This is a genomic window from Flavobacterium sp. (assembly GCF_041392085.1).
Lineage (GTDB): Bacteria > Bacteroidota > Bacteroidia > Flavobacteriales > Flavobacteriaceae > Flavobacterium.
On the sequence record NZ_JAWKMW010000006.1, the window covers coordinates 235,761 to 256,758 of the forward strand.

The following is a 20,998-nucleotide window of genomic DNA, read 5'->3' on the forward strand; positions in this document are numbered from 1 at the left end:
ATAAAACAAACAAAAACCAGCTGAAATTCTAACCCGCAATAAGAAATAAATAATGAAAAGAACAATTAAAAAAGTGGCTGTCATCGGTTCCGGAATCATGGGCTCCGGTATTGCGTGTCATTTTGCCAACATTGGCGTGGAAGTACTTTTGTTAGACATTATTCCCAATGCATTAACTGAGGCGGAAGAGAAAAAAGGACTCACTTTAGAAAGTAAAGTAGTTCGTAATCGCATCGTAAATGACAGTTTAACGAACGCTCTAAAGTCAAACCCCTCGCCTATTTACAGTCAAAAATTCGCCAACCGAATCACTACGGGTAATACGACGGATGATATGTCTAAAATCGCTTCAGTTGATTGGGTAATCGAAGTAGTAGTGGAACGTTTAGACATCAAAAAACTCGTTTTCGAACAAGTGGATAAATACAGAAAACCGGGAACTTTGGTCACTTCCAACACTTCCGGAATTCCGATTCAATTTATGAGCGAAGGAAGATCAGAGGATTTTCAACAGCATTTTTGTGGAACGCATTTCTTCAACCCGGCTCGATACTTAAAACTATTCGAAATCATTCCGGGACCAAAAACGAGTCAGTCGGTTTTAGATTTCTTAACCAATTACGGTTCTCAATTTTTAGGAAAAACGTCGGTCGTTGCCAAAGATACTCCGGCCTTCATCGGTAACCGAATTGGAATTTTTGGTATAATGAGTTTGTTTCACCAAGTGAAAGAAATGGGTCTAACCATTGAAGAAGTAGATAAATTAACCGGACCGGTAATTGGTCGTCCAAAATCGGCAACGTTTAGAACAGTCGATGTGGTTGGTTTAGATACCTTGGTTCACGTGGCAAACGGAATTTACCAAAACTGCCCGAATGATGAAGCTCACAACTTGTTTAAGCTCCCTACTTTCATTGATAAAATGATGGAGAACAAATGGTTGGGAAGCAAAACCAAACAAGGATTTTATAAAAAAGTAGATAAGGATATTTTGTCGTTAGATTTGGATACGATGGAATACCGCCCAAATAAAAAAGCTTCTTTTGCTACTTTAGAATTAACGAAAACTATCGACAAACCGATTGATCGTTTTCGTGTTTTGATAAAAGGAAAAGACAAAGCAGGAGATTTTTATAGAAAGAATTTTGCCGCCATGTTTTCCTATTGTTCAAACAGAATTCCTGAAATATCTGATGAATTATACAAAATTGATGACGCTATGAAAGCCGGCTTCGGATGGGAAAATGGTCCGTTTGAAATTTGGGATAGCATTGGTGTTGCAAAAGGAATTGAAATGATGCGTACAGAAGGCTATGAACCGGCCGCTTGGGTCACTGAAATGGTGAAATCTGAAAACGCTTCTTTCTACACCGTAAAAAATGGAGCCACTTATTTTTACAACATCCCAACAAAATCGCAAGAAAAAGTTCCGGGTCAAGATGCATTCATCATTTTAGACAACATCAGAGAAAGCCAAAAAGTGTGGGCTAATTCAGATGCCACGATTCATCATTTAGGTGACGGTATTTTGAATTTAGAATTCCATTCAAAAATGAATACCATTGGTGGTGGCGTTTTACAAGGCATCAATAAAGCCATCGATTTAGCGGAAAAAGAATACAATGGATTAGTTATTGGAAACCAAGGAGCAAATTTCTCCGTGGGTGCCAACATCGGAATGATCTTTATGATGGCTGTTGAACAAGAATATGATGAATTAAACATGGCTATCAAGCATTTTCAAAATACAATGATGCGTTGCCGCTACTCCTCTATTCCCGTTGTTGTTGCTCCACATGGCATGACACTTGGTGGTGGTTGCGAAATGACTATGCATGCCGACCGCGTTGTGGCTGCTGCAGAAACTTACATTGGTCTAGTTGAATTTGGAGTTGGAGTAATTCCAGGTGGAGGTGGTTCTAAAGAAATGACCGTTCGTGCTGCTGATTTATTCCGTAAAAATGATGTGGAATTGAATGTATTGCAAGAATATTTCTTAACCATTGGTATGGCAAAAGTAGCGACTTCCGCTTACGAAGCTTTTAATTTCGGCATTCTTCAACAAGGAAAAGATATTGTGGTGGTCAATCGTGACAGACAAATTGCAGTAGCCAAACAAATTGCATTGCAAATGGCAGAACAAGGCTACACTCAACCAATTCAACGCAAAGACATTAAAGTGTTAGGAAAACAAGCGTTGGGAATGTTCTTAGTGGGAACCGACCAAATGCAAGCCGGGAAATACATTTCGGAACACGATAGAAAAATTGCCAACAAATTAGCGTATGTAATGGCTGGTGGTGATTTATCAGAACCAACATTAGTGAGTGAGCAGTATCTGTTGGATATTGAACGTGAAGCATTTTTATCGCTTTGTACGGAACGCAAAACATTGGAGCGTATTCAATTTATGTTGACTAAAGGGAAACCGTTGAGAAATTAGTATTAAGACGGAAGTATTAAGTATTAAGACAGAAAAAGACTACATATATGCACAATTTTGAAAAACTTAAAATATGGCAAAAAGCAATGGATATTGCTGTTGAAGTTTATGAGATTTCTTTATTGCTTCCAAATGATGAAAAATTTAACTTAATACATCAAATTAAAAAATGTGCAGTTTCTATACCATCAAACATTGCTGAAGGCTCAGGAAGAAATCACAATAAAGAATTTATTCAATTTTTAGGAATAGCAAATGGATCAACTTTTGAATTAATAACACAATTAATATTAGCCAAGAGACTAAAACTCATAAATGAAGAAATAGTTCAACCCATCATTAACCAGTTAGTTGAAGTTTCAAATATGAACTTTTCCTTTCAAAAAACATTACAAACAACATAATTAATTAGGAGTTAAAGTCTTAATACTTAATATTCCCATCTTAATACCAAAAACATGAAAACAGCATATATAGTATCAGGATTTCGTACCGCAGTTGGTAAAGCCCCAAAAGGAGTATTCCGTTTCAAAAGACCTGATGAATTGGCAGCAGAAACTATTCAGTTCATGATGAACGAATTACCCGATTTCGACAAAAAACGCATCGACGACGTGATGGTGGGTAACGCTATGCCCGAAGCCGAACAAGGTTTAAACGTAGGTCGCTTAATTTCTTTGATGGGATTAAAAGTGACCGATGTTCCGGGTGTAACCGTGAATCGTTATTGTGCTTCCGGCTTAGAAACTATTGGAATGGCTACGGCTAAAATTCAATCCGGAATGGCCGATTGCATCATTGCCGGTGGAGCCGAAAGCATGAGTTTTATTCCAATGGGTGGCTACAAACCTACTCCGGATTATGCTGTTGCGGCAAATGGAAATGAAGATTATTACTGGGGAATGGGTTTAACGGCAGAAGCAGTAGCCAAACAATTCAACGTGTCGCGTGAAGACCAAGATGAGTTTGCCTATCATTCCCACCAAAAAGCTTTAAAAGCTCAGGCAGAAGGAAAATTTGACAAACAAATCGTTCCAATTACGGTTGAGCAAACCTTTTTGAATGAAAACGGAAAAAAAGAAACCAAATCCTATACCGTTACCAAAGACGAAGGACCACGAGCGGACACGAATAAAGAAGCATTAAGCAAATTAAAACCTGTATTTGCTGCCGATGGATCTGTAACCGCCGGAAATTCATCGCAAATGAGTGATGGTGCCGCTTTCGTATTAATCATGAGTGAAGAATTGGTAAATGAATTAGGCATTAAACCTATTGCCCGTTTAGTCAACTTCGCATCAGCCGGAGTAGAACCCAGAATCATGGGAATCGGTCCGGTGAAAGCTATTCCAAAAGCCTTAAAACAAGCCGGTTTAACATTGAATGATATAGATTTAATTGAATTAAACGAAGCTTTTGCATCACAATCTTTAGCTGTTGTTCGTGAGTTAGGTTTAAATCCGGATATAGTAAACGTAAACGGTGGTGCAATTGCATTAGGCCATCCACTTGGTTGTACAGGTGCAAAATTATCGGTTCAATTGTTTGATGAGATGCGTTTGCGTGGCAGTAAATACGGAATGGTAAGTATGTGTGTGGGAACGGGTCAAGGAAGTGCGGGAATTTTTGAATTGCTTTAAATAAGATAGATTCCGCTTTTTGTCATTCCGACGAAGGAGGAATCCCATAATGATTGAGGAATAACGTGATAAGATATCTCCTTCGTCGAAATGAAGAAACATAACTAATTGATAAAATAACTATCAAAAAATAATAAAGAATAATGGAAGATATAACAAGAGGAGGACAATTCCTAGTAAAAGAAACCAAATGTGAAAATGTATTCACACCCGAAGATTTCTCAGAAGAGCAAATCATGATGCGTGATTCGGTAAAAGAATTTGTGGATAAAGAAATTTGGCCAAACAAAGACCGATTTGAAAAGAAAGATTATACATTTACAGAGGAAATGATGCGTAAAGCAGGAGAAATGGGCTTTTTAAGCGTTGCTGTTCCGGAAGCGTATGGCGGAATGGGAATGGGATTTGTGGATACCTGTTTAGTATGTGATTATATTTCGGGTGCAACCGGTTCATTTTCCACTGCTTTTGGTGCTCACACCGGAATTGGTACGATGCCGATAACTCTTTATGGAACCGAAGAGCAAAAGAAAAAATACGTTCCCAAATTAGCCTCTGGCGAATGGTTTGGTGCGTATTGTTTAACTGAACCCGGAGCGGGTTCTGATGCAAATTCCGGAAAAACAAAAGCCGTTTTATCAGAAGACGGAACACATTACAAAATCACAGGACAAAAAATGTGGATTTCTAATGCCGGATTTTGTTCGTTATTCATTGTTTTTGCTCGCATTGAAGATGATAAAAACATCACCGGATTTATTGTAGAAAATGATCCTTCTAACGGTATCACGATGAATGAGGAAGAACACAAGTTAGGAATTCGTGCTTCTTCTACGCGTCAGGTTTTCTTTTCAGATACAAAAGTTCCGGTTGAAAATATGTTGGCCGGTCGTGGCGAAGGTTTTAAAATTGCCATGAATGCGTTAAATGTTGGTCGAATTAAATTGGCAGCTGCTTGTTTGGATGCACAACGAAGAGTGACTTCTAATGCAATCAATTATGCTAATGAAAGAATTCAATTCAACACGCCAATTTCTCAATTTGGAGCCATTCGCTATAAATTAGCGGAAATGTCCACTTCGGCTTATGCGGGAGAAAGTGCTACCTATCGTGCCGCAAAAGACATTGAAAACCGAATTAAAATTCGTGAAGCAGAAGGTGCAACGCACCAAGAAGCTGAATTAAAAGGAGTTGAAGAATTTGCTATCGAATGTTCAATTCTTAAAGTTGCTGTTTCTGAAGATGTGCAAAACTGTGCCGACGAAGGTATCCAAATTTATGGTGGAATGGGATTTTCTGAAGATACTCCGATGGAAAGTGCGTGGAGAGACGCCCGAATTGCAAGAATTTATGAAGGTACAAACGAAATTAACCGTATGCTTTCGGTAGGTATGTTGATCAAAAAAGCCATGAAAGGTCATGTGGATTTATTAGGTCCGGCCATGAAAGTGCAAGAAGAATTGATGGGTATTCCATCGTTTGATACACCGGACTATTCCGAATTATTTTCGGAAGAAAAAGAAATGGTAGCCAAATTGAAAAAAGCTTTCTTAATGGTTGCAGGTGCTGCTGTTCAAAAATACGGAATGGATTTGGATGCTCACCAACAATTATTAATGGCGGCTGCCGATATGTTGATTGAGATTTACATGGCAGAAAGTACCGTTTTACGTACCGAAAAATTAGCTAAAAAAGTGGGTGAAGACAAAGCCAAAGAACAAATTGCGATGGCTAAATTGTACTTATACAAAGCGGTTGATGTGGTATCCCAAAAAGGTAAAGAAAGTATCATTTCTTTTGCCGAAGGCGACGAACAACGCATGATGTTGATGGGCTTACGAAGATTCACCAAATATACCAATATGCCAAATATTGTAGGTTTAAGAGAAACCATAACGGCAAAATTAGTAGCTGAAAACAGTTACTGTTTTTAATCAATTTTAGTTTAGTTGTTGATGAAAGAGCCACGTTTGAAAAAGCGTGGTTTTTTTTATAAAAAAACTCCAAATTACTTTGGAGTTTTTCTTTATACTAATTAACAATGACTTTTTTTGTAACCGACTTACTCGCCGAAGTGATTTTTAAAAAATAAAATCCTGACGATAAATTGTCAATAGTGTATGTATTATGTTGTTGAACCGGATGATGAATTTGTTGAACTATTTGACCGTTGATTGAAATTAACTGAATTTCATCTAAAATTACTTCCGATTTAATGTGAATTCGATTACCATTCGAAGGATTTGGGAATACAGCAAAATTAAAGTTGGTTTCTGTTATCGGTACAGAAAGTGAATTTCCCCAAATAGCCTGCACCCACTGCGGATTATCAATAAAAGGATTTCTATTCCCTTGGTGCTGATAAACATCATTATTTCTATCAATTTCTTTTTGAGAAACAGGATCATTAATGTGCCAAGCATAAAGAATATCTAAAAATGGATCGGCAATCGCCTTGTTTGAACTTCCATCAAACATGGCATAGGATGACCAATTAGAAACTAAATTTTGATATCGTGTTACAAAATAAAAGTGAATTCTGGCAATATCGCCTTTGAATTCATTAATTGGTTCAAAAACTACTCCAGAATAACCAGCGGCTAAACCTGAATTGATGTTATTTCCTGCTTTAGAACCATTTTGAGTTGGATTTGAAATCCCGGATTGTGAAATTAAATTAGACCCCACAATACCATACGGATAATTCCCTCTAAATCCATTTACACGACCATCGGTTGGCAGTAAATGATGAGCATCACCCCGCATAGGTGAATTTGAACTAAATACAGACTGAGGAATAACATGTTCCTTATTGTAGCAATCTCCTTCACCACTATAATTTCCACATTCATCTTGAACATCAAAATTATACGGATCATTGCCATTGGGGTTTTCAGAATAAATATCTAAAATCGTATTATCATTTTCATAGTAATGATCAATGTCGGCAATCGGGAAAAAATTATCAATCGCATTATAACCCTGATCATTATGGTCTTTGATAATATTGTATAATTGCGTTTTTAAGGTAAAACCCGTTCCTGTTGCAGAGTTATAGTAACCGGCAGGAGGTTGCGCAAAAGCAATTAAAATAAAGAAAACAAATAAAAGAGTAATTTTAAATTTCATAGTAATTATAATTTTCGTTCTAACAAGGCCATATAAAACCCATCAAAACCTGATTCAGAGGCTACAATTTTTTTTTCTTTTACAAAGGTAAAGTTTTTTCCATTTTCTGTAGTTAAGAAATGCTTAACTTGTTGTTGATTTTCAGAAGGTAAAACTGAACAAGTTGCGTAAACTAATTTTCCGCCGGGTTTAACAATACGAGAGTAACTTTCTAAAACCTCAGCTTGTACTTTGCGTATATTATCAATAAATTCAGGTTGTAATTTCCACTTACTATCCGGATTACGTTTCATTACACCCAATCCACTACAAGGTGCATCAATAAGCACTCTATCTGCCTTTTCATATAATTTTTTGATCACTTTCGTGGAATCAATAATTCGGTATTCAATATTAAAGGCTCCATTTCGTTTAGCACGAAGTTTCAATTGCTTTAATTTACTTTCGTATAAATCCATCGCAATAAGCTGACCTTTGTTTTGCATTAAAGAAGCCATGTGCAAAGTTTTCCCTCCTGCACCGGCACAAGTATCTACTACACGCATTCCGGGTTGTACATCCAGAAAAGGAGCTACCAATTGCGAACTGGCGTCTTGTACTTCGAACAAACCTTCTTTAAATGCATCGGTTAAGAAAACATTGGCTCTTTCTTTCAATACTAAAGCATCGGGTTGATCTTTTAAAAATTCCGATGCAATGTCTAAATCCATTAAAATGGTACGTAATTTTTCTTTAGTGGTTTTTAAAGTATTTACGCGTAAAATTACTTGAGCTTGTTGGTTTTGAGCGGCAATTTCTTTTGTCCAAAGATCTTCACCTAATTCTTTCACCCCTAATTCATCCATCCAATCCGGAATAGACTCACGGTATTTTCTAATTTTTGATAATTCGTCAAAACGTCCTTTGATTTTACGTTGAGGTGTTCCTTCCAATTGTCGCCAATCCGGAATTGGATAACCTCTTAAAACTGCCCAAACAGCAAACATTCTCCATAAATCATCACGATTGTAGGGTTCTTTCACTTCGGCTATTTCGGCGTATAAACGCTTCCATCTCACAATTTCGTAGATGGTTTCTGCCACAAACTTTCTGTCGGAGCTTCCCCAACGTTTGTCTTTTTTTAAAGCTCTGGCCACCACTTTATCAGCATATTCGCCTTCGTTAAAAATAGCATTTAACGAATCAATGGTAGTATAAACTAAATTTCTGTGTAATCTCATTTCTTTAAAATAGCGAGCAAAGGTAGTATTTATTATCAGTTCGATAAAATTAATCATTAAAAAATCCAAACCCGATAGAAAACTCCATCGGGTTTGGTAAACTAAATTTATGATACTAAGTAGTTAGACCAAAACATTCTCTAAGGTTGGTCCGGCATACACTAACTGTTTGCCTTCTTCCGTATTAGTATATTGTTCAAAATTTTTAATGTACCGAGCTGCCAAATCTTTTGCTTTTATTTCCCACTCTTCTTCTGTTTTGTAGGTGTCACGTGGATCTAAAATTCCATTGTCCACATTTGGTAATTCTGTTGGAATAGTCAAATTCAAAAACGGAATGTGTTTGGTTTGCATTTCATCTATTTTACCGCTAATGATAGCATCGATTATCGCACGAGTATTTTTTAACGAAATTCTTTTTCCGGTTCCGTTCCAACCCGTATTGACTAAATAAGCTTTGGCTCCATGAGCTTTCATTTTTCCAATCAATGTTTTAGAATACATGGTTGGATGAAGGGTTAAGAATGCCTCTCCAAATGCGGGAGAAAATGAAGGTTGCGGTTCCGTAATACCTCTTTCAGTCCCAGCTAATTTTGAAGTATAGCCACATAAGAAATGGTATTGTGCTTGGTCATCGTCTAAGATAGAAACCGGAGGCAACACACCAAAAGCATCAGCAGATAGATATATAATTTTCTTAGCATGACCGGCTTTGGAAGGCAGAACTATTTTATTGATATGATAAATTGGATATGAAACTCTAGAGTTTTCGGTGATGGAATGATCATAATAATCTACTTCACCATATTCATTCACGACTACATTTTCTAACAAAGCATCCCGTTTTATAGCTCTCCAGATATCGGGTTCATTCTCTTCCGATAAATCAATGACTTTTGCGTAACATCCTCCTTCATAATTAAACACACCATTATCATCCCATCCGTGTTCATCGTCTCCAATTAAATACCGTTTTGGGTCCGCAGATAGTGTCGTTTTTCCGGTTCCTGATAATCCAAAGAATAGAGCAACATCTCCTTTTTCACCTACATTTGCTGAACAGTGCATAGAAGCCATTCCTTTTAAAGGTAGATAATAGTTCATCATGGCAAACATTCCTTTTTTCATCTCTCCACCGTACCAAGTTCCGCCAATAATTTGGATTCTTTCAGTTAAGTTGAAAACGATAAAGTTTTCAGAATTTAATCCATGTTCCTTCCAATTCGGATTGGTCGTTTTAGAACCATTCATGACAATAAAATCAGGTTCTCCAAAATTTTCCAATTCATAAATAGAGGGACGTATAAACATATTGGTTACAAAATGTGCCTGCCAAGCCACTTCCATTACAAAACGAACTTTAAGGCGGGTATCCGGATTGGTTCCACAAAATGCATCCACTACATATATTTTTTTGGAAGTAGAAAGTTGTCGTAAAACCAATGATTTTAATTCGCTGTAAATTTCTTTAGTAGTTGGAAAATTCACCTTGTCATCCCAATAAATGGTATCTTTTGTAACTTCATCTTTAACGATATATCTATCTTTAGGAGAACGTCCGGTAAATACTCCTGTTTTCACAGCCACTGCTCCCGTATCGGTTAAAGCTCCTTTTTCAAATCCTTTTCGCATGTGGGAAGTTTCCGCTTGAAACAATTCTTCGTAAGAAGGATTATAAACCACTTCATGATAGCCCGTGATGCCTAAATCATGTAATTCTCGAATGACTTTAATGTTTTTCATAATAATGGATATTTAAAGATTGTAATTTCATTTATCTATGTATCAAATTTCCGATTTATCTTAGGAAATAAACCTGATAAATATCACGTTTCAAAGAAATCTACGAAAACGTTTTCATTATTAATTATTGATTTTCAATAGGTTAATAAATCTTTAGGTCATCTATATTAATTTAGCTAAAGTTTAATAAGTTAATGCATTAAAGTCCTTTGAAACTTTCGTAAATTTGCAATCGTTTAACTGATTTTCAACTACTAAATAAAACTATATGAGTCAATTTGATGTGGCCATTATCGGTTCAGGACCAGGCGGATATGTTGCTGCCATCCGTTGTGCACAACTAGGATTTAAAACGGCTATTATTGAAAAATATTCGGTTTTAGGCGGAACCTGTCTTAATGTAGGCTGTATTCCCTCGAAAGCGTTACTATCTTCTTCTCATCATTGTCACGATGCAGTGGCTCATTTTGAAGAGCACGGTATTGAAGTAGGTAAAGTAAAAGTGAATCTTGAAAAAATGATTGCCCGCAAACAAGCAGTGGTGGATCAAACTACCGGGGGAATCAAATTTTTGATGGATAAAAATAAAATTACCGTTTTTGAAGGAGTTGGTTCCTTTGAAGATGCTACCCACGTGAAAATATCCAAAAACGATGGTTCATCTGAGACGATTGAAGCGAAATATTCAATTATTGCAACGGGTTCTAAACCGTCAAATTTACCCTTTATTACCTTAGATAAAGAACGTGTCATTACTTCTACCGAAGCCTTAAAATTAAAAGAAGTTCCAAAACATTTAGTCATCATTGGTGGTGGAGTAATCGGAATTGAACTAGGGCAAGTTTACCTTCGTTTAGGAGCACAAGTTTCGGTGGTGGAATTTATGGATAGAATTATTCCGGGAATGGATGCTTCGTTATCGAAAGAATTGACCAAAGTGTTGAAAAAACAAGGAATGAAATTCTATACTTCACACAAAGTAAAATCGGTGAACAAAAAAGGAAAAACCATTACTGTGGAAGCGGAAACCCCAAAAGGAGAAATTTTATCTTTGGAAGGCGATTATTGTTTAGTTTCTGTGGGAAGAAGACCTTATACAGAAGGTTTAAATGCTGAAAAAGCAGGTGTAAAAGTAACTGATAGAGGTCAGATTGAAGTAAACGATCATTTGCAAACATCCGCTTCAAATATTTATGCTATTGGCGATGTGGTTCGAGGAGCGATGTTAGCTCATAAAGCAGAAGAAGAAGGTGTAATGGTTGCCGAAATTTTAGCCGGACAAAAACCACATATCGATTATAATTTGATTCCGGGTGTGGTTTATACTTGGCCGGAAGTGGCCGCTGTTGGTAAAACAGAAGAACAATTAAAAGAAGAAGGTGTAGCCTTTAAATCAGGAAGTTTCCCATTCAAAGCATTAGGAAGAGCAAGAGCGGGTGGCGACACGGACGGATTTGTAAAAATCTTAGCTGATGCTAAAACCGATGAAGTGTTGGGTGTTCACATGATTGGTCCACGTTGTGCCGATTTAATTGCCGAAGCAGTTACTGCAATGGAATTTAGAGCCAGTGCCGAAGATATTTCGAGAATGAGTCATGCTCATCCAACGTTTGCAGAAGCCATTAAAGAAGCAGCTTTGGCTGCTACCGATAATCGGGCGTTGCATATGTAATCCAAAATGTTATATAAAAAAACCAACTCGAAAAAGTTGGTTTTTTTTATGCTTAAAACTTCCAATCAAATTCATCTTGATTTTTGATGATTGCTCCAATTTCTACTTTGATCACTTCATCAAATTCAGTTTGCAAAATCGTCCAAAAATCTTCATTGAATAAATTTGTGACTGTATCAAACGATTCTGATTCAAATGATTTTAATCCTTTTTTAGATAAAAATGCTTTGGATTCATTGGCGTTTTTACTGATGATTTTTTCACCAAATAAAACCGCATTTGGATTGGAAATGATAATGTAGCCTAACTTAAAATCTTCTTCTGCATAAAATGTTAAGCGAGCTTTTAATAGATTGTAAAGCATAATAACATTATCCTCATCATCGATAAATGAATGATTGGGTTTACCGTAAATAGCTTCTACATCATTTTGTTTCATGCCAAAAAGAAGTTGGTCATAGCCAAATTTTGGTTTAATTTCCATTGTTATGTATTTTGAATGATCAATTTTTTGGTTAATAAGTTAAAACGATAAAACAAGAACAATGCCGCTACGGTTAGTCCGGCCAACAAACCAATCCAAACGCCAATGGCTTTTAAATCGGTATATAATCCTAAATAAATTGAAATCGGAAAACCTACTATCCAATACGCTACAAAAGTAATATACATTGGAATTTTCACGTCTTGCAAACCGCGTAAAGCTCCTAAAACTACTACTTGTAATCCATCTGAAATTTGAAACAAAGCAGCTACCAATAATAAATTGGATGCAATTGCCACAACTTCTAAATTATCTTTTAAATAAACGACCTGTTCAATATCTAAAAATGGTAACGGTAGGACTTTATGAAAGACAACGAAAATCAAGGCAAAGAAAATTTCTAAAATTGTAGCCAATAAAAAAATAGAAATGGCCACTACTCGCAGCTTTGTATAATCTTGTAATCCTTTTTGATTACCCACCCGAATCATTGCCGTTACGCTCAATCCCATCGCAAACATAAAGGTTAACGAAGCTAAACTCAATGCAATTTGATTTGCCGCTTGGCTGGTTGTACCAATCATTCCGCAAAGCCAAATGGCTCCTGTAAATAATGCAACCTCAAAAAACATTTGCATGGCAGAAGGCGTTCCTAAATTGACAATCTTTTTAATCGTTTGTTTTGAAATTTCATCCCAACTGAATTTTTGAAAATACGGATGAAATTTTGGTTTCTTCACCATTACATAATGCATAAAAACCAACATTACAATTCGGGAAGTAATGGTACCTATGGCTGCTCCCAAGATACCCAATTGTGGAAAAATCCATATTCCAAAAATCAACAAATAATTGATTACCACATTAACGATATTTGCCACAACGGTAGCCCACATAGAATATTTTGTTTCACTTTTTCCATCGGCAAATTGCTTATATGCCTGAAACATAATCAATGGAATTAAGGAAAAGGCAACAATATCTAAATACGGTTTTGCTAAAGTAACCACCTCTTCGGGTTGCCCCATGAATTGAATAATGGGTTTCGCAAAAAAGATAAGTAGAAATAAAAGTACACCTAATAAAGTACATAAAAACAATCCGTTGTGAAATGCACTTCTCCCCTTTTCAATCGAATTTTCTCCATCAGCTTCAGCTACAATTGGTGTGATGGCTGTAGAAAAACCGATTCCTAACGACATTGCAATAAAAATAAAACTATTCCCAAGTGAAACAGCAGCCAATTCTTTTGGGCCGAGTTGTCCTACCATCGCATTATCTACTATACCCACAACGGTATGACCTAACATACCAATGATGATGGGATAGGCAAGGCGTAAATTGTAGTTAAATTCTTGAATGTATTGTTGGAATTTCATAGCTCTTTTTTCGGCAGACAAAATTAGAACTTTTAATGTGATAATTAAGAGTGAAAAAAAATGAAATTAACAATCTCATTGGCAAAGTTGAGACAAACAAAAATTTACAACCTTTAATCAAAAAAAAAGGCATCGCAATAGCTGTTCTTTTAATTATTAATTTGCCAATAAAAACTAATTGTGTTACAACAGCAATGCTTACCGCTCAGCTTTTAACAAATCATGATACATCTTAATGTTTTCCTTGACTTTATCTTCTAATTCAGGTTCTTTGATGTCGGTATACTTTTGTAATTCTTCGAGAATGGTTTTTGCAACAATATAGCGAGCGGTTTCCTTGTTGTCTGCCGGTACAATATACCAAGGAGCATGTGGTTTTGAAGTGCGATTAATTGCTTCTTCATAACAGTTTTGGTAATCATCCCAAAGTGCTCTTTCTTTCAAATCACCGGGAGAAAATTTCCAATTGTGTTTCTCAGTTTCAAGGCGACGAAGCAAGCGGTGTCGTTGTTCTTCTTTACTGAGATGCAAGTAAAATTTAAGAACAATTATTCCGTTTGAAGCAATATGTTTTTCAAAAGCATTAATACTTTCAAAACGGTTTTCCCAGAATTCAGGTGTAATATCATCCACGGTTTCAATTCCGGGGATATTTTCATTCAATATATATTCCGGATGTACTCGTGTCACCAGCACATTTTCATAATGTGTTCGATTGAAAACAGCAAATTTTCCTTTTTCCGGTAAGGCAATATAATGTCGCCACAAATAGTCGTGTTCCAACTCAGTTGAATTAGGTGTTTTAAAGCTGTGTACAACCACACCTCGTGCATTGAACTCTTTAAAAACTTCTCTAACTAAACTGTCTTTACCTGCAGTATCCATTCCTTGTAGACAAATTAAAACACCATAGCGGTTATGTGCATACAAGGTATCTTGTAATTTACTTAACTTTTCCCTTGTTTTTTGAAGCAGTTTTTCCTTCTTTTTTTCAGATATTTCAATATCTAAAAAAGTGGGGGTTTTAGCTAAACTTATCTCTGAATCTACTTTAAAATGTTCAGGTTGTATATTTTTCATTGCGTATGGAATTAATATTTCAGCAAATTACAAAAAATAAATGAACACAATAATATTCTATTATACATAAAAAAAACCATCCGATAACGAATGGTTCTTCTTAGGTTAAGGTAAAATTGGGGCAAAATTACCTTTTCATAAAAATGTTGGTGTAGTATTTTTTTCCGGTTGTAGGATTAGTTTTTACTGAAATTCCAAAGTGTGTAAAATCACCTTCTATATTATCTTTGTGCCCATCACTCATCAACCAAGCATGTAAAACACCCTCGTTTGATTGATAATTATATGCCACATTTTCACTTACTTGAACAGCTCCTAAAACTTGTTTGATATTAGATGCTCTTTGGTCAAAATATTGGTGACCTACAACATCATTTTCAATCATGTAGTCGTTGTGCTCTGATGATTTAAAAGAAATGTGATTGATTTGTTCTAATGGATTTAGACCTACGCTAATTCTGTGCTCATTGATTTTATTCATCAAATCCAGCTCAGTTTCATTGTATGAAAAATTTTCAACGATAGGTGCTGTAGTATCTTCTGCAGAATCAGAAGAACAAGAAACTAAAGTGAACATAATTGCAATCGGCAACAATGCTCTGAACATTTTTGCTTTCATAGTAGTAGGTTAAGTTTTTAAAAGTAGATGTGGGGCAAATACTTTTATGTTGTTTTAATTATTTTTAATTAAAGCGTTAAAATAGATGTGGGGCAAATATCTTTATGCTATTAATAAGAACGTTTCGTTTGATTTGATGTGTCAATATTACTACTATGTCGTTAAAGTGCAAAATAAAATCGATGAAATGCACTTTTTTTAAAATTAAATTTCTTTTTTCTTACAATTTATGGTGATAATCGTTCTATTTTCCAAGAATAGTCTTTTTGTAATTGGTAACGAATTCTGTCATGCAATCGGTTTGGACGACCTTGCCAAAACTCTACCTCCTGTGGTCTTACTAAAAATCCGCCCCAAAAAGCCGGTCGTGGAATTTCTTTTCCTTCAAATTCAGATTCCAAAACTTTCAACTTCTCTTCTAAAACAGTTCTGGAAGCGATTACCCTACTTTGATTGGAAACAATTGCTCCTAATTTACTTCCATCGGGACGCGAATCAAAATAATTATCAGAAACCTGAGCAGAAGTTTTCTCGGCAATTCCTTTAATAATGACTTGTCTTTCCATCGAATGCCAAAAAAAGGACAAACAAACATTCGGGTTGGTTTCAATAGCTTTTCCTTTTTCTGATTCGTAATTGGTATAGAAAATGAATCCCTCTTCGTTGAACTTTTTTAATAAAACCACACGTGCTTTTGGAAATCCATCTAAACCAATGGTTGAAACGGTCATGGCATTGACTTCTTCTATATCACTTTGTTCCTCCGTTTCATAAAACCAACGATGGAATAAATTGATTGGATCTTCCGGAATGTTTTTTTCAATGAGTTCACTTTTTTCGTACGATTTTCTGTAATTGCTAAGATCTTTCATTTTTTAGAGGTGCTAGGATTTTGAAGTACTAAGGTTCTCAGGTACTGAGTGGCTAAGGTACAAAAAATGGTGGATAGTTTTCAGTGAACAGCCGCAGTTTACAGTCTCAGTCAGTCGGCAACAGACAACAGACAACAGATAACCGATTAAAACTCAAACTCCTTCCCATCATCCGCCAAAAGGATAGTTGGGAAAATAGTTTCAGCCTCGGTTTTAAATAATTCAATAGAATTGTAGCGAGTAGAATAATGCCCTAAAACAAGGTTTTTTACTTTTGCCTGTTTGGCAATTTCTGCGGCTTGTTTAGCCGTAGAATGCATAGTTTTCTCCGCAAGGTGGGCTTCTTTTTCTAAAAAGGTTGCTTCATGATACAAAACATCTACCTTTTCTATTAGCGGAATTAAATTTTCATCATAAACCGTATCCGAACAAAATGCATAACTTTTTTCGTGTTCAGGATCAAATGTAATTTCTTGATTAGGAATAATTGTACCATCATCTAAGGTTATATCGCCTCCGTATTTGATTTTTTGGTAATAAACAACATCAATTCCTAGGCTTTGAATTTTATCAATATTGAGTTTTCGCTCTTTATTTTTTTCTTGGAATAAAAATCCGTTCGTGTAAATACGGTGCTTAAGCGGGATGGTTCTTACAATCACTTTTTCATCTTCAAAAAGCACTTCACTTTCTTTCGACTCTAACTCATGAAAATAAAGGTTGTAACCGGTGTAGGAATTTCCTGCTCTTAGTTGTAATAAAATTAATTCTTTAATCCCTTTCGGTCCATAAACATGCAAATCACTTTCCCGATTAAGTAACATAAACGTAGAAATCAATCCGACCAAACCAAAAAAATGATCGCCATGCAAATGCGAAATAAAAATGTGATTAATTTTAGAGAATTTAATTTTGTTTTTCCGCAATTGCACTTGTGTTCCTTCACCACAATCAATCAAAAACATACGGTTTTTAATTTCTAACACTTGTGAAGTGGGATTAGTAATGGTACGTGGTGTGGCGGCGTAACAGCCGAGGATGGTTAGTTTCAATGTTTTTTTGTTTCAGGTTTCAGGTTGAAAAACTTTGTTAAATAATTCCAACTCCAAACTAATTACTCCCAACTCCAATTAAAATCCTAAATCGCGTTCAATTTCTTCCATCTCAATGATATCGTGGGCTTCTAAAAGTGTTGGGACAACAGTTAATTTGGTTGGAATGGCATTAAAATCAATGCCATCAGCCACAATAACAAAGGATTTTTTTCCTTTTTTATGAATTTTTGATAAATCGCCAAACAGCTTAATTTGTTTTAAGTCAACCGATTTATCCATCGACATGTCCAAAATCAAATTTTGATTTTTAAAACCGTTGTGTTGCGTAGTTACTTTTTCTAAAAAAGCTAAACAATCACCTTGCGTATTTTTTAAAATGGTAGTATGTCCTTTCTGATCGACTTTCATATTTTCTGAAAAACTGAGGTACTTGGTTGCTGAGTTACTAAGATATGGAAAATTATTTGATTTTTGAAGCCAAAAGGTAAATAACTGCCATTCTAATCGCTACTCCGTTTTCCACCTGGTCTAAAATAACCGATTGTTTGGAGTCGGCTACATCACTCGTAATTTCTACTCCACGATTAATTGGCCCAGGATGCATGATGATAATTTCTTTGTTTAATGAATCCAAAAGTGATTTATCTACCCCATATTGCATAGCATACTCGCGTGTGGAAGGAAAATAATTCACATCCATTCGTTCGTTTTGCACACGAAGCATATTGGCTACATCACACCATTCTAGAGCTTTTCGTAAATTAGACTCCACCGAAACCCCTAAACTTTCAATATGCTTCGGAATTAATGTTTTTGGGCCACAAACTTTCACTTCTGCCCCTTGCATTTGCAAAGCAAAAATATTGGAAAGGGCCACTCGGGAATGCAAAATATCGCCTACAATCACTACCTTCTTCCCTCCTACTTCTCCTAATCTTTCTCTAATGGAATAACTGTCTAACAACGCTTGGGTAGGATGCTCATGAGCTCCATCACCGGCATTGATGATGCTTGCTTTTACATTTTTTGAAAGAAAATAAGCTGCACCGGGATTGGCGTGACGCATTACGACCATATCGACTTTCATCGCCAAAATATTGTTGACTGTATCAATTAACGTTTCCCCTTTTTTAACGGATGATTGTGCTGCAGAAAAACTAATCACATCCGCAGAAAGTCTTTTTTGAGCGAGTTCGAAGGATAATTTTGTCCGTGTACTGTTTTCGAAAAAAATATTAGCTATGGTAATATCCCGTAAAGAAGGTACTTTTTTAATCGGACGGTTGATTACCTCTTTAAAATGATCGGCTGTTTCAAAAATAAGTTGAATATCTTCCGGTTGAAGGTATTTGATGCCTAATAAGTGGTTAACAGTCAATTCAGACATTTGTTGTTGTTTGTGTGTTGGTAGTTATTAAATATACAGTATCCTCGCCTTCATTTTCAGTCCAGCAGACTTTTACTTTTTCATTGTTAATGGCATCCACTTGTCGTCCGCGATAATCAGGTTGTATCGGTAAATGACGACTAAAACGGCGGTCAATCAGCACTAAAAGTTCTATTTCGCTTGGTCTTCCGAAGGATTGAATGGCGGTTAACGCAGAACGGATACTCCTTCCGGTGAATAAAACATCATCAATAAAAATCACTTTTTTATCTTCTACAACGCAATCAATTTCCGTACGGTTGGCTTCCAAAGGTTTATCACCACGCCGAAAATCATCTCTGAAAAATGTAATGTCTAAAAGTCCTAACTGAATGTCTTTAATGTTGTATTCTTCTTGCAATAATTTTACGATTCGCTTTGCTAAAAATGATCCGCGAGGTTGCAATCCAATAATTACAGTATTTGAAAAATCATGATGTTTTTCAATCAGCTGACAGGCCAAACGATGGAGAATGATATTGACTTCTTTGGAAGTGAGCAATACTTTTTGACTCATAGAGATTGTGTTTGGAGTGTAAAGATATACTTTTTTGTGGTTTATTTTTCAAAAAAAATCCCGAAACAGTGTTACGGGATTATGTTATTAGGCATACATTTTTTTTCTCAATTCTTTGATTTTATCGTTCTCTAAATATTCATCAAAGGTCATGTATCGGTCGATAACGCCATTTGGTGTAATCTCAACTACGCGATTGGCAACCGTTTGAGCAAATTCGTGGTCATGTGTGGTGAACAAAACCGAACCTTTAAAGTTCTTCAAAGAATTGTTAAAGGCTTGAATTGATTCCAAATCCAAGTGATTGGTTGGTTCATCCAACATTAACACATTGGCACGAAGCATCATCATCCTAGAAATCATACAACGTACTTTTTCTCCACCCGATAAAACACGTCCGGTTTTAAGAGCTTCTTCTCCGGAAAAAATCATTTTTCCTAAAAATCCGCGAACATATACTTCATCACGTTCCTCTTCTGTTTTGGCCCACTGACGTAACCAATCGACTAACGTATAATCATTTTCAAAAAAGGCATGATTATCAGCCGGTAAATACGATTGGGTAGTTGTTATTCCCCAATCAAAAGTTCCCGTATCGGCTTTTAAATTACCATTTAAAATTTCGTAAAATGCGGTGGTAGCACGTGAATCTTTTGAAAACACGACTACTTTGTCGCCTTTTGCCATGTTCAAATCTAAATTTTTAAACAATGTTTCACCTTCAAGTGAAGCACTTAAACCCACTACATTTAAAATTTGATCGCCGGCTTCACGTTCCTGGTCAAAAATAATAGCCGGATACCTTCTGCTAGACGGTTTTATTTCATCTAAATTTAACTTTTCAATCATTTTTTTACGCGAAGTAGCTTGTTTGGATTTCGCTACATTGGCACTAAAACGACGGATAAATTCTTCAAGTTCTGCTTTTTTCTCTTCAGCTTTTTTGTTTTGTTGAGCACGTTGTTTGGCGGCTAATTGGCTACTTTCATACCAAAACGTATAGTTTCCTGAATAGTGCGTAATTTTTCCAAAATCAATATCGGAAACATGTGTACAAACCGCATCCAAAAAGTGACGGTCGTGCGAAACCACCAACACAGTATTTTCATAATTGGCTAAAAAATTCTCTAACCAACCAATGGTTTCAAAATCCAAATCGTTGGTAGGCTCATCCATAATTAATACATCCGGATTACCGAAAAGAGCTTGAGCCAAAAGTACACGTACTTTTAATTTGGCTTCCATTTCACTCATTAAGGTATAATGATAATCGGCAGGAATACCTAAATTGGATAACATCGAAGCGGCGTCAGAATCGGCATTCCATCCGTTCATTTCTTCAAATTGTACTTGTAATTCACCTATTCGCTCCGCATTAGCATCATTATAATCGGCATACAAAGCATCCATTTCTGCTTTTACAGCATACAAGACTTTGTTTCCCATTAATACGGTTTCCAAAACAGTATGTTCATCAAACATGTTATGATTTTGATTTAATACCGACATTCTTTTTCCGGGTTCTAAAATAACACGACCCGAAGTGGGCTCCATTTCGCCGGAAATGATTTTCATAAAGGTTGATTTTCCGGCACCATTTGCTCCGATTATACCGTAGCAATTACCCTGTGTGAAGGTTACATTAACTTCATCAAACAATATTCTCTTGCCAAATTGAACTGATAAATTGGAAACTGTTAACATGTATTTCTATTTTTT

Annotated in this window: 18 protein-coding genes; 5 read left to right on the forward strand and 13 right to left on the reverse strand. The window is 36.0% G+C overall.

What is annotated here, in order from left to right:
- Nucleotides 1–52 precede the first annotated feature (52 nt).
- The 4 genes from R2782_RS05900 to R2782_RS05915 all read left to right on the forward strand — a co-directional run bounded on the left by R2782_RS05900 (nucleotide 53) and on the right by R2782_RS05915 (nucleotide 6,017).
- Entirely contained in the window at nucleotides 53–2,443 is a 2,391-nt protein-coding gene (locus R2782_RS05900; protein ID WP_371267150.1) for a 3-hydroxyacyl-CoA dehydrogenase NAD-binding domain-containing protein, read from the forward strand.
- Between the two features lie 47 nt (nucleotides 2,444–2,490).
- Nucleotides 2,491–2,847, forward strand: coding sequence for a four helix bundle protein (locus tag R2782_RS05905; RefSeq protein ID WP_371267151.1), 357 nt, complete (start codon nucleotides 2,491–2,493; stop codon nucleotides 2,845–2,847).
- Nucleotides 2,848–2,901: 54 nt separating this feature from the next.
- Entirely contained in the window at nucleotides 2,902–4,083 is a 1,182-nt protein-coding gene (locus R2782_RS05910; protein WP_371267152.1) for an acetyl-CoA C-acyltransferase, read from the forward strand.
- 143 nt (nucleotides 4,084–4,226) lie between these two features.
- Entirely contained in the window at nucleotides 4,227–6,017 is a 1,791-nt protein-coding gene (locus tag R2782_RS05915) for an acyl-CoA dehydrogenase family protein (RefSeq protein ID WP_371267154.1), read from the forward strand.
- 97 nt (nucleotides 6,018–6,114) lie between these two features.
- On the opposite strand, the gene R2782_RS05920 is transcribed toward R2782_RS05915, so the two are convergent.
- The 3 genes from R2782_RS05920 to pckA all read right to left on the reverse strand — a co-directional run bounded on the left by R2782_RS05920 (nucleotide 6,115) and on the right by pckA (nucleotide 10,175).
- Entirely contained in the window at nucleotides 6,115–7,212 is a 1,098-nt protein-coding gene (locus R2782_RS05920; RefSeq protein WP_371267155.1) for an endonuclease, read from the reverse strand.
- Between the two features lie 5 nt (nucleotides 7,213–7,217).
- Nucleotides 7,218–8,432 (reverse strand): RsmB/NOP family class I SAM-dependent RNA methyltransferase, encoded by a 1,215-nt coding sequence (locus tag R2782_RS05925; RefSeq protein WP_371267156.1) that lies wholly within the window; start codon nucleotides 8,430–8,432, stop codon nucleotides 7,218–7,220.
- Nucleotides 8,433–8,555: 123 nt separating this feature from the next.
- Entirely contained in the window at nucleotides 8,556–10,175 is a 1,620-nt protein-coding gene (gene pckA / locus R2782_RS05930; RefSeq protein WP_371267157.1) for a phosphoenolpyruvate carboxykinase (ATP), read from the reverse strand.
- A gap of 268 nt (nucleotides 10,176–10,443) precedes the next feature.
- Between pckA and lpdA the strand changes: the two genes are divergently transcribed.
- Nucleotides 10,444–11,847, forward strand: a complete 1,404-nt coding sequence (gene lpdA, locus R2782_RS05935; protein WP_371267158.1) for a dihydrolipoyl dehydrogenase — start codon at nucleotides 10,444–10,446, stop codon at nucleotides 11,845–11,847.
- Nucleotides 11,848–11,899: 52 nt separating this feature from the next.
- Here lpdA and R2782_RS05940 read toward each other — a convergent pair whose 3' ends face one another.
- From R2782_RS05940 to R2782_RS05985, 10 genes are all read right to left on the reverse strand, one after another.
- Nucleotides 11,900–12,331 carry a hypothetical protein gene (locus R2782_RS05940; RefSeq protein ID WP_371267159.1) on the reverse strand — a complete coding sequence of 144 codons (432 nt, stop codon included), beginning with the start codon at nucleotides 12,329–12,331 and terminating at the stop codon, nucleotides 11,900–11,902.
- Between the two features lie 2 nt (nucleotides 12,332–12,333).
- Nucleotides 12,334–13,710 carry an MATE family efflux transporter gene (locus R2782_RS05945; RefSeq protein WP_371267160.1) on the reverse strand — a complete coding sequence of 459 codons (1,377 nt, stop codon included), beginning with the start codon at nucleotides 13,708–13,710 and terminating at the stop codon, nucleotides 12,334–12,336.
- Nucleotides 13,711–13,908: 198 nt separating this feature from the next.
- The gene (locus tag R2782_RS05950) at nucleotides 13,909–14,790 is read right to left on the reverse strand and encodes a PPK2 family polyphosphate kinase (RefSeq protein WP_371267161.1); all 882 of its coding nucleotides are present in this window, start codon (nucleotides 14,788–14,790) and stop codon (nucleotides 13,909–13,911) included.
- A gap of 127 nt (nucleotides 14,791–14,917) precedes the next feature.
- A complete protein-coding gene (locus tag R2782_RS05955; protein ID WP_371267162.1) occupies nucleotides 14,918–15,409 on the reverse strand; it encodes a CAP domain-containing protein in 492 nt (163 codons plus the stop codon).
- A 227-nt stretch (nucleotides 15,410–15,636) separates the two neighbouring features.
- Nucleotides 15,637–16,281, reverse strand: a complete 645-nt coding sequence (gene pdxH, locus R2782_RS05960; protein ID WP_371267163.1) for a pyridoxamine 5'-phosphate oxidase — start codon at nucleotides 16,279–16,281, stop codon at nucleotides 15,637–15,639.
- 146 nt (nucleotides 16,282–16,427) lie between these two features.
- Nucleotides 16,428–17,333 (reverse strand): ribonuclease Z, encoded by a 906-nt coding sequence (locus R2782_RS05965; RefSeq protein WP_371267164.1) that lies wholly within the window; start codon nucleotides 17,331–17,333, stop codon nucleotides 16,428–16,430.
- A gap of 78 nt (nucleotides 17,334–17,411) precedes the next feature.
- Nucleotides 17,412–17,744, reverse strand: coding sequence for a ribonuclease Z (locus R2782_RS05970; protein ID WP_371267165.1), 333 nt, complete (start codon nucleotides 17,742–17,744; stop codon nucleotides 17,412–17,414).
- A gap of 52 nt (nucleotides 17,745–17,796) precedes the next feature.
- Nucleotides 17,797–18,723: an aspartate carbamoyltransferase catalytic subunit gene (locus R2782_RS05975; protein WP_371267166.1), complete on the reverse strand. Its 927-nt coding sequence runs from the start codon at nucleotides 18,721–18,723 to the stop codon at nucleotides 17,797–17,799.
- Complete coding sequence (pyrR, locus tag R2782_RS05980; RefSeq protein WP_371267167.1) at nucleotides 18,716–19,279, reverse strand: bifunctional pyr operon transcriptional regulator/uracil phosphoribosyltransferase PyrR; 564 nt, start codon at nucleotides 19,277–19,279, stop codon at nucleotides 18,716–18,718. The genes R2782_RS05975 and pyrR overlap by 8 nt, the downstream gene beginning before the upstream one ends.
- Nucleotides 19,280–19,366: 87 nt before the next feature.
- The gene (locus R2782_RS05985; RefSeq protein WP_371267168.1) at nucleotides 19,367–20,983 is read right to left on the reverse strand and encodes an ABC-F family ATP-binding cassette domain-containing protein; all 1,617 of its coding nucleotides are present in this window, start codon (nucleotides 20,981–20,983) and stop codon (nucleotides 19,367–19,369) included.
- Between the last annotated feature and the right edge of the window lie 15 nt (nucleotides 20,984–20,998).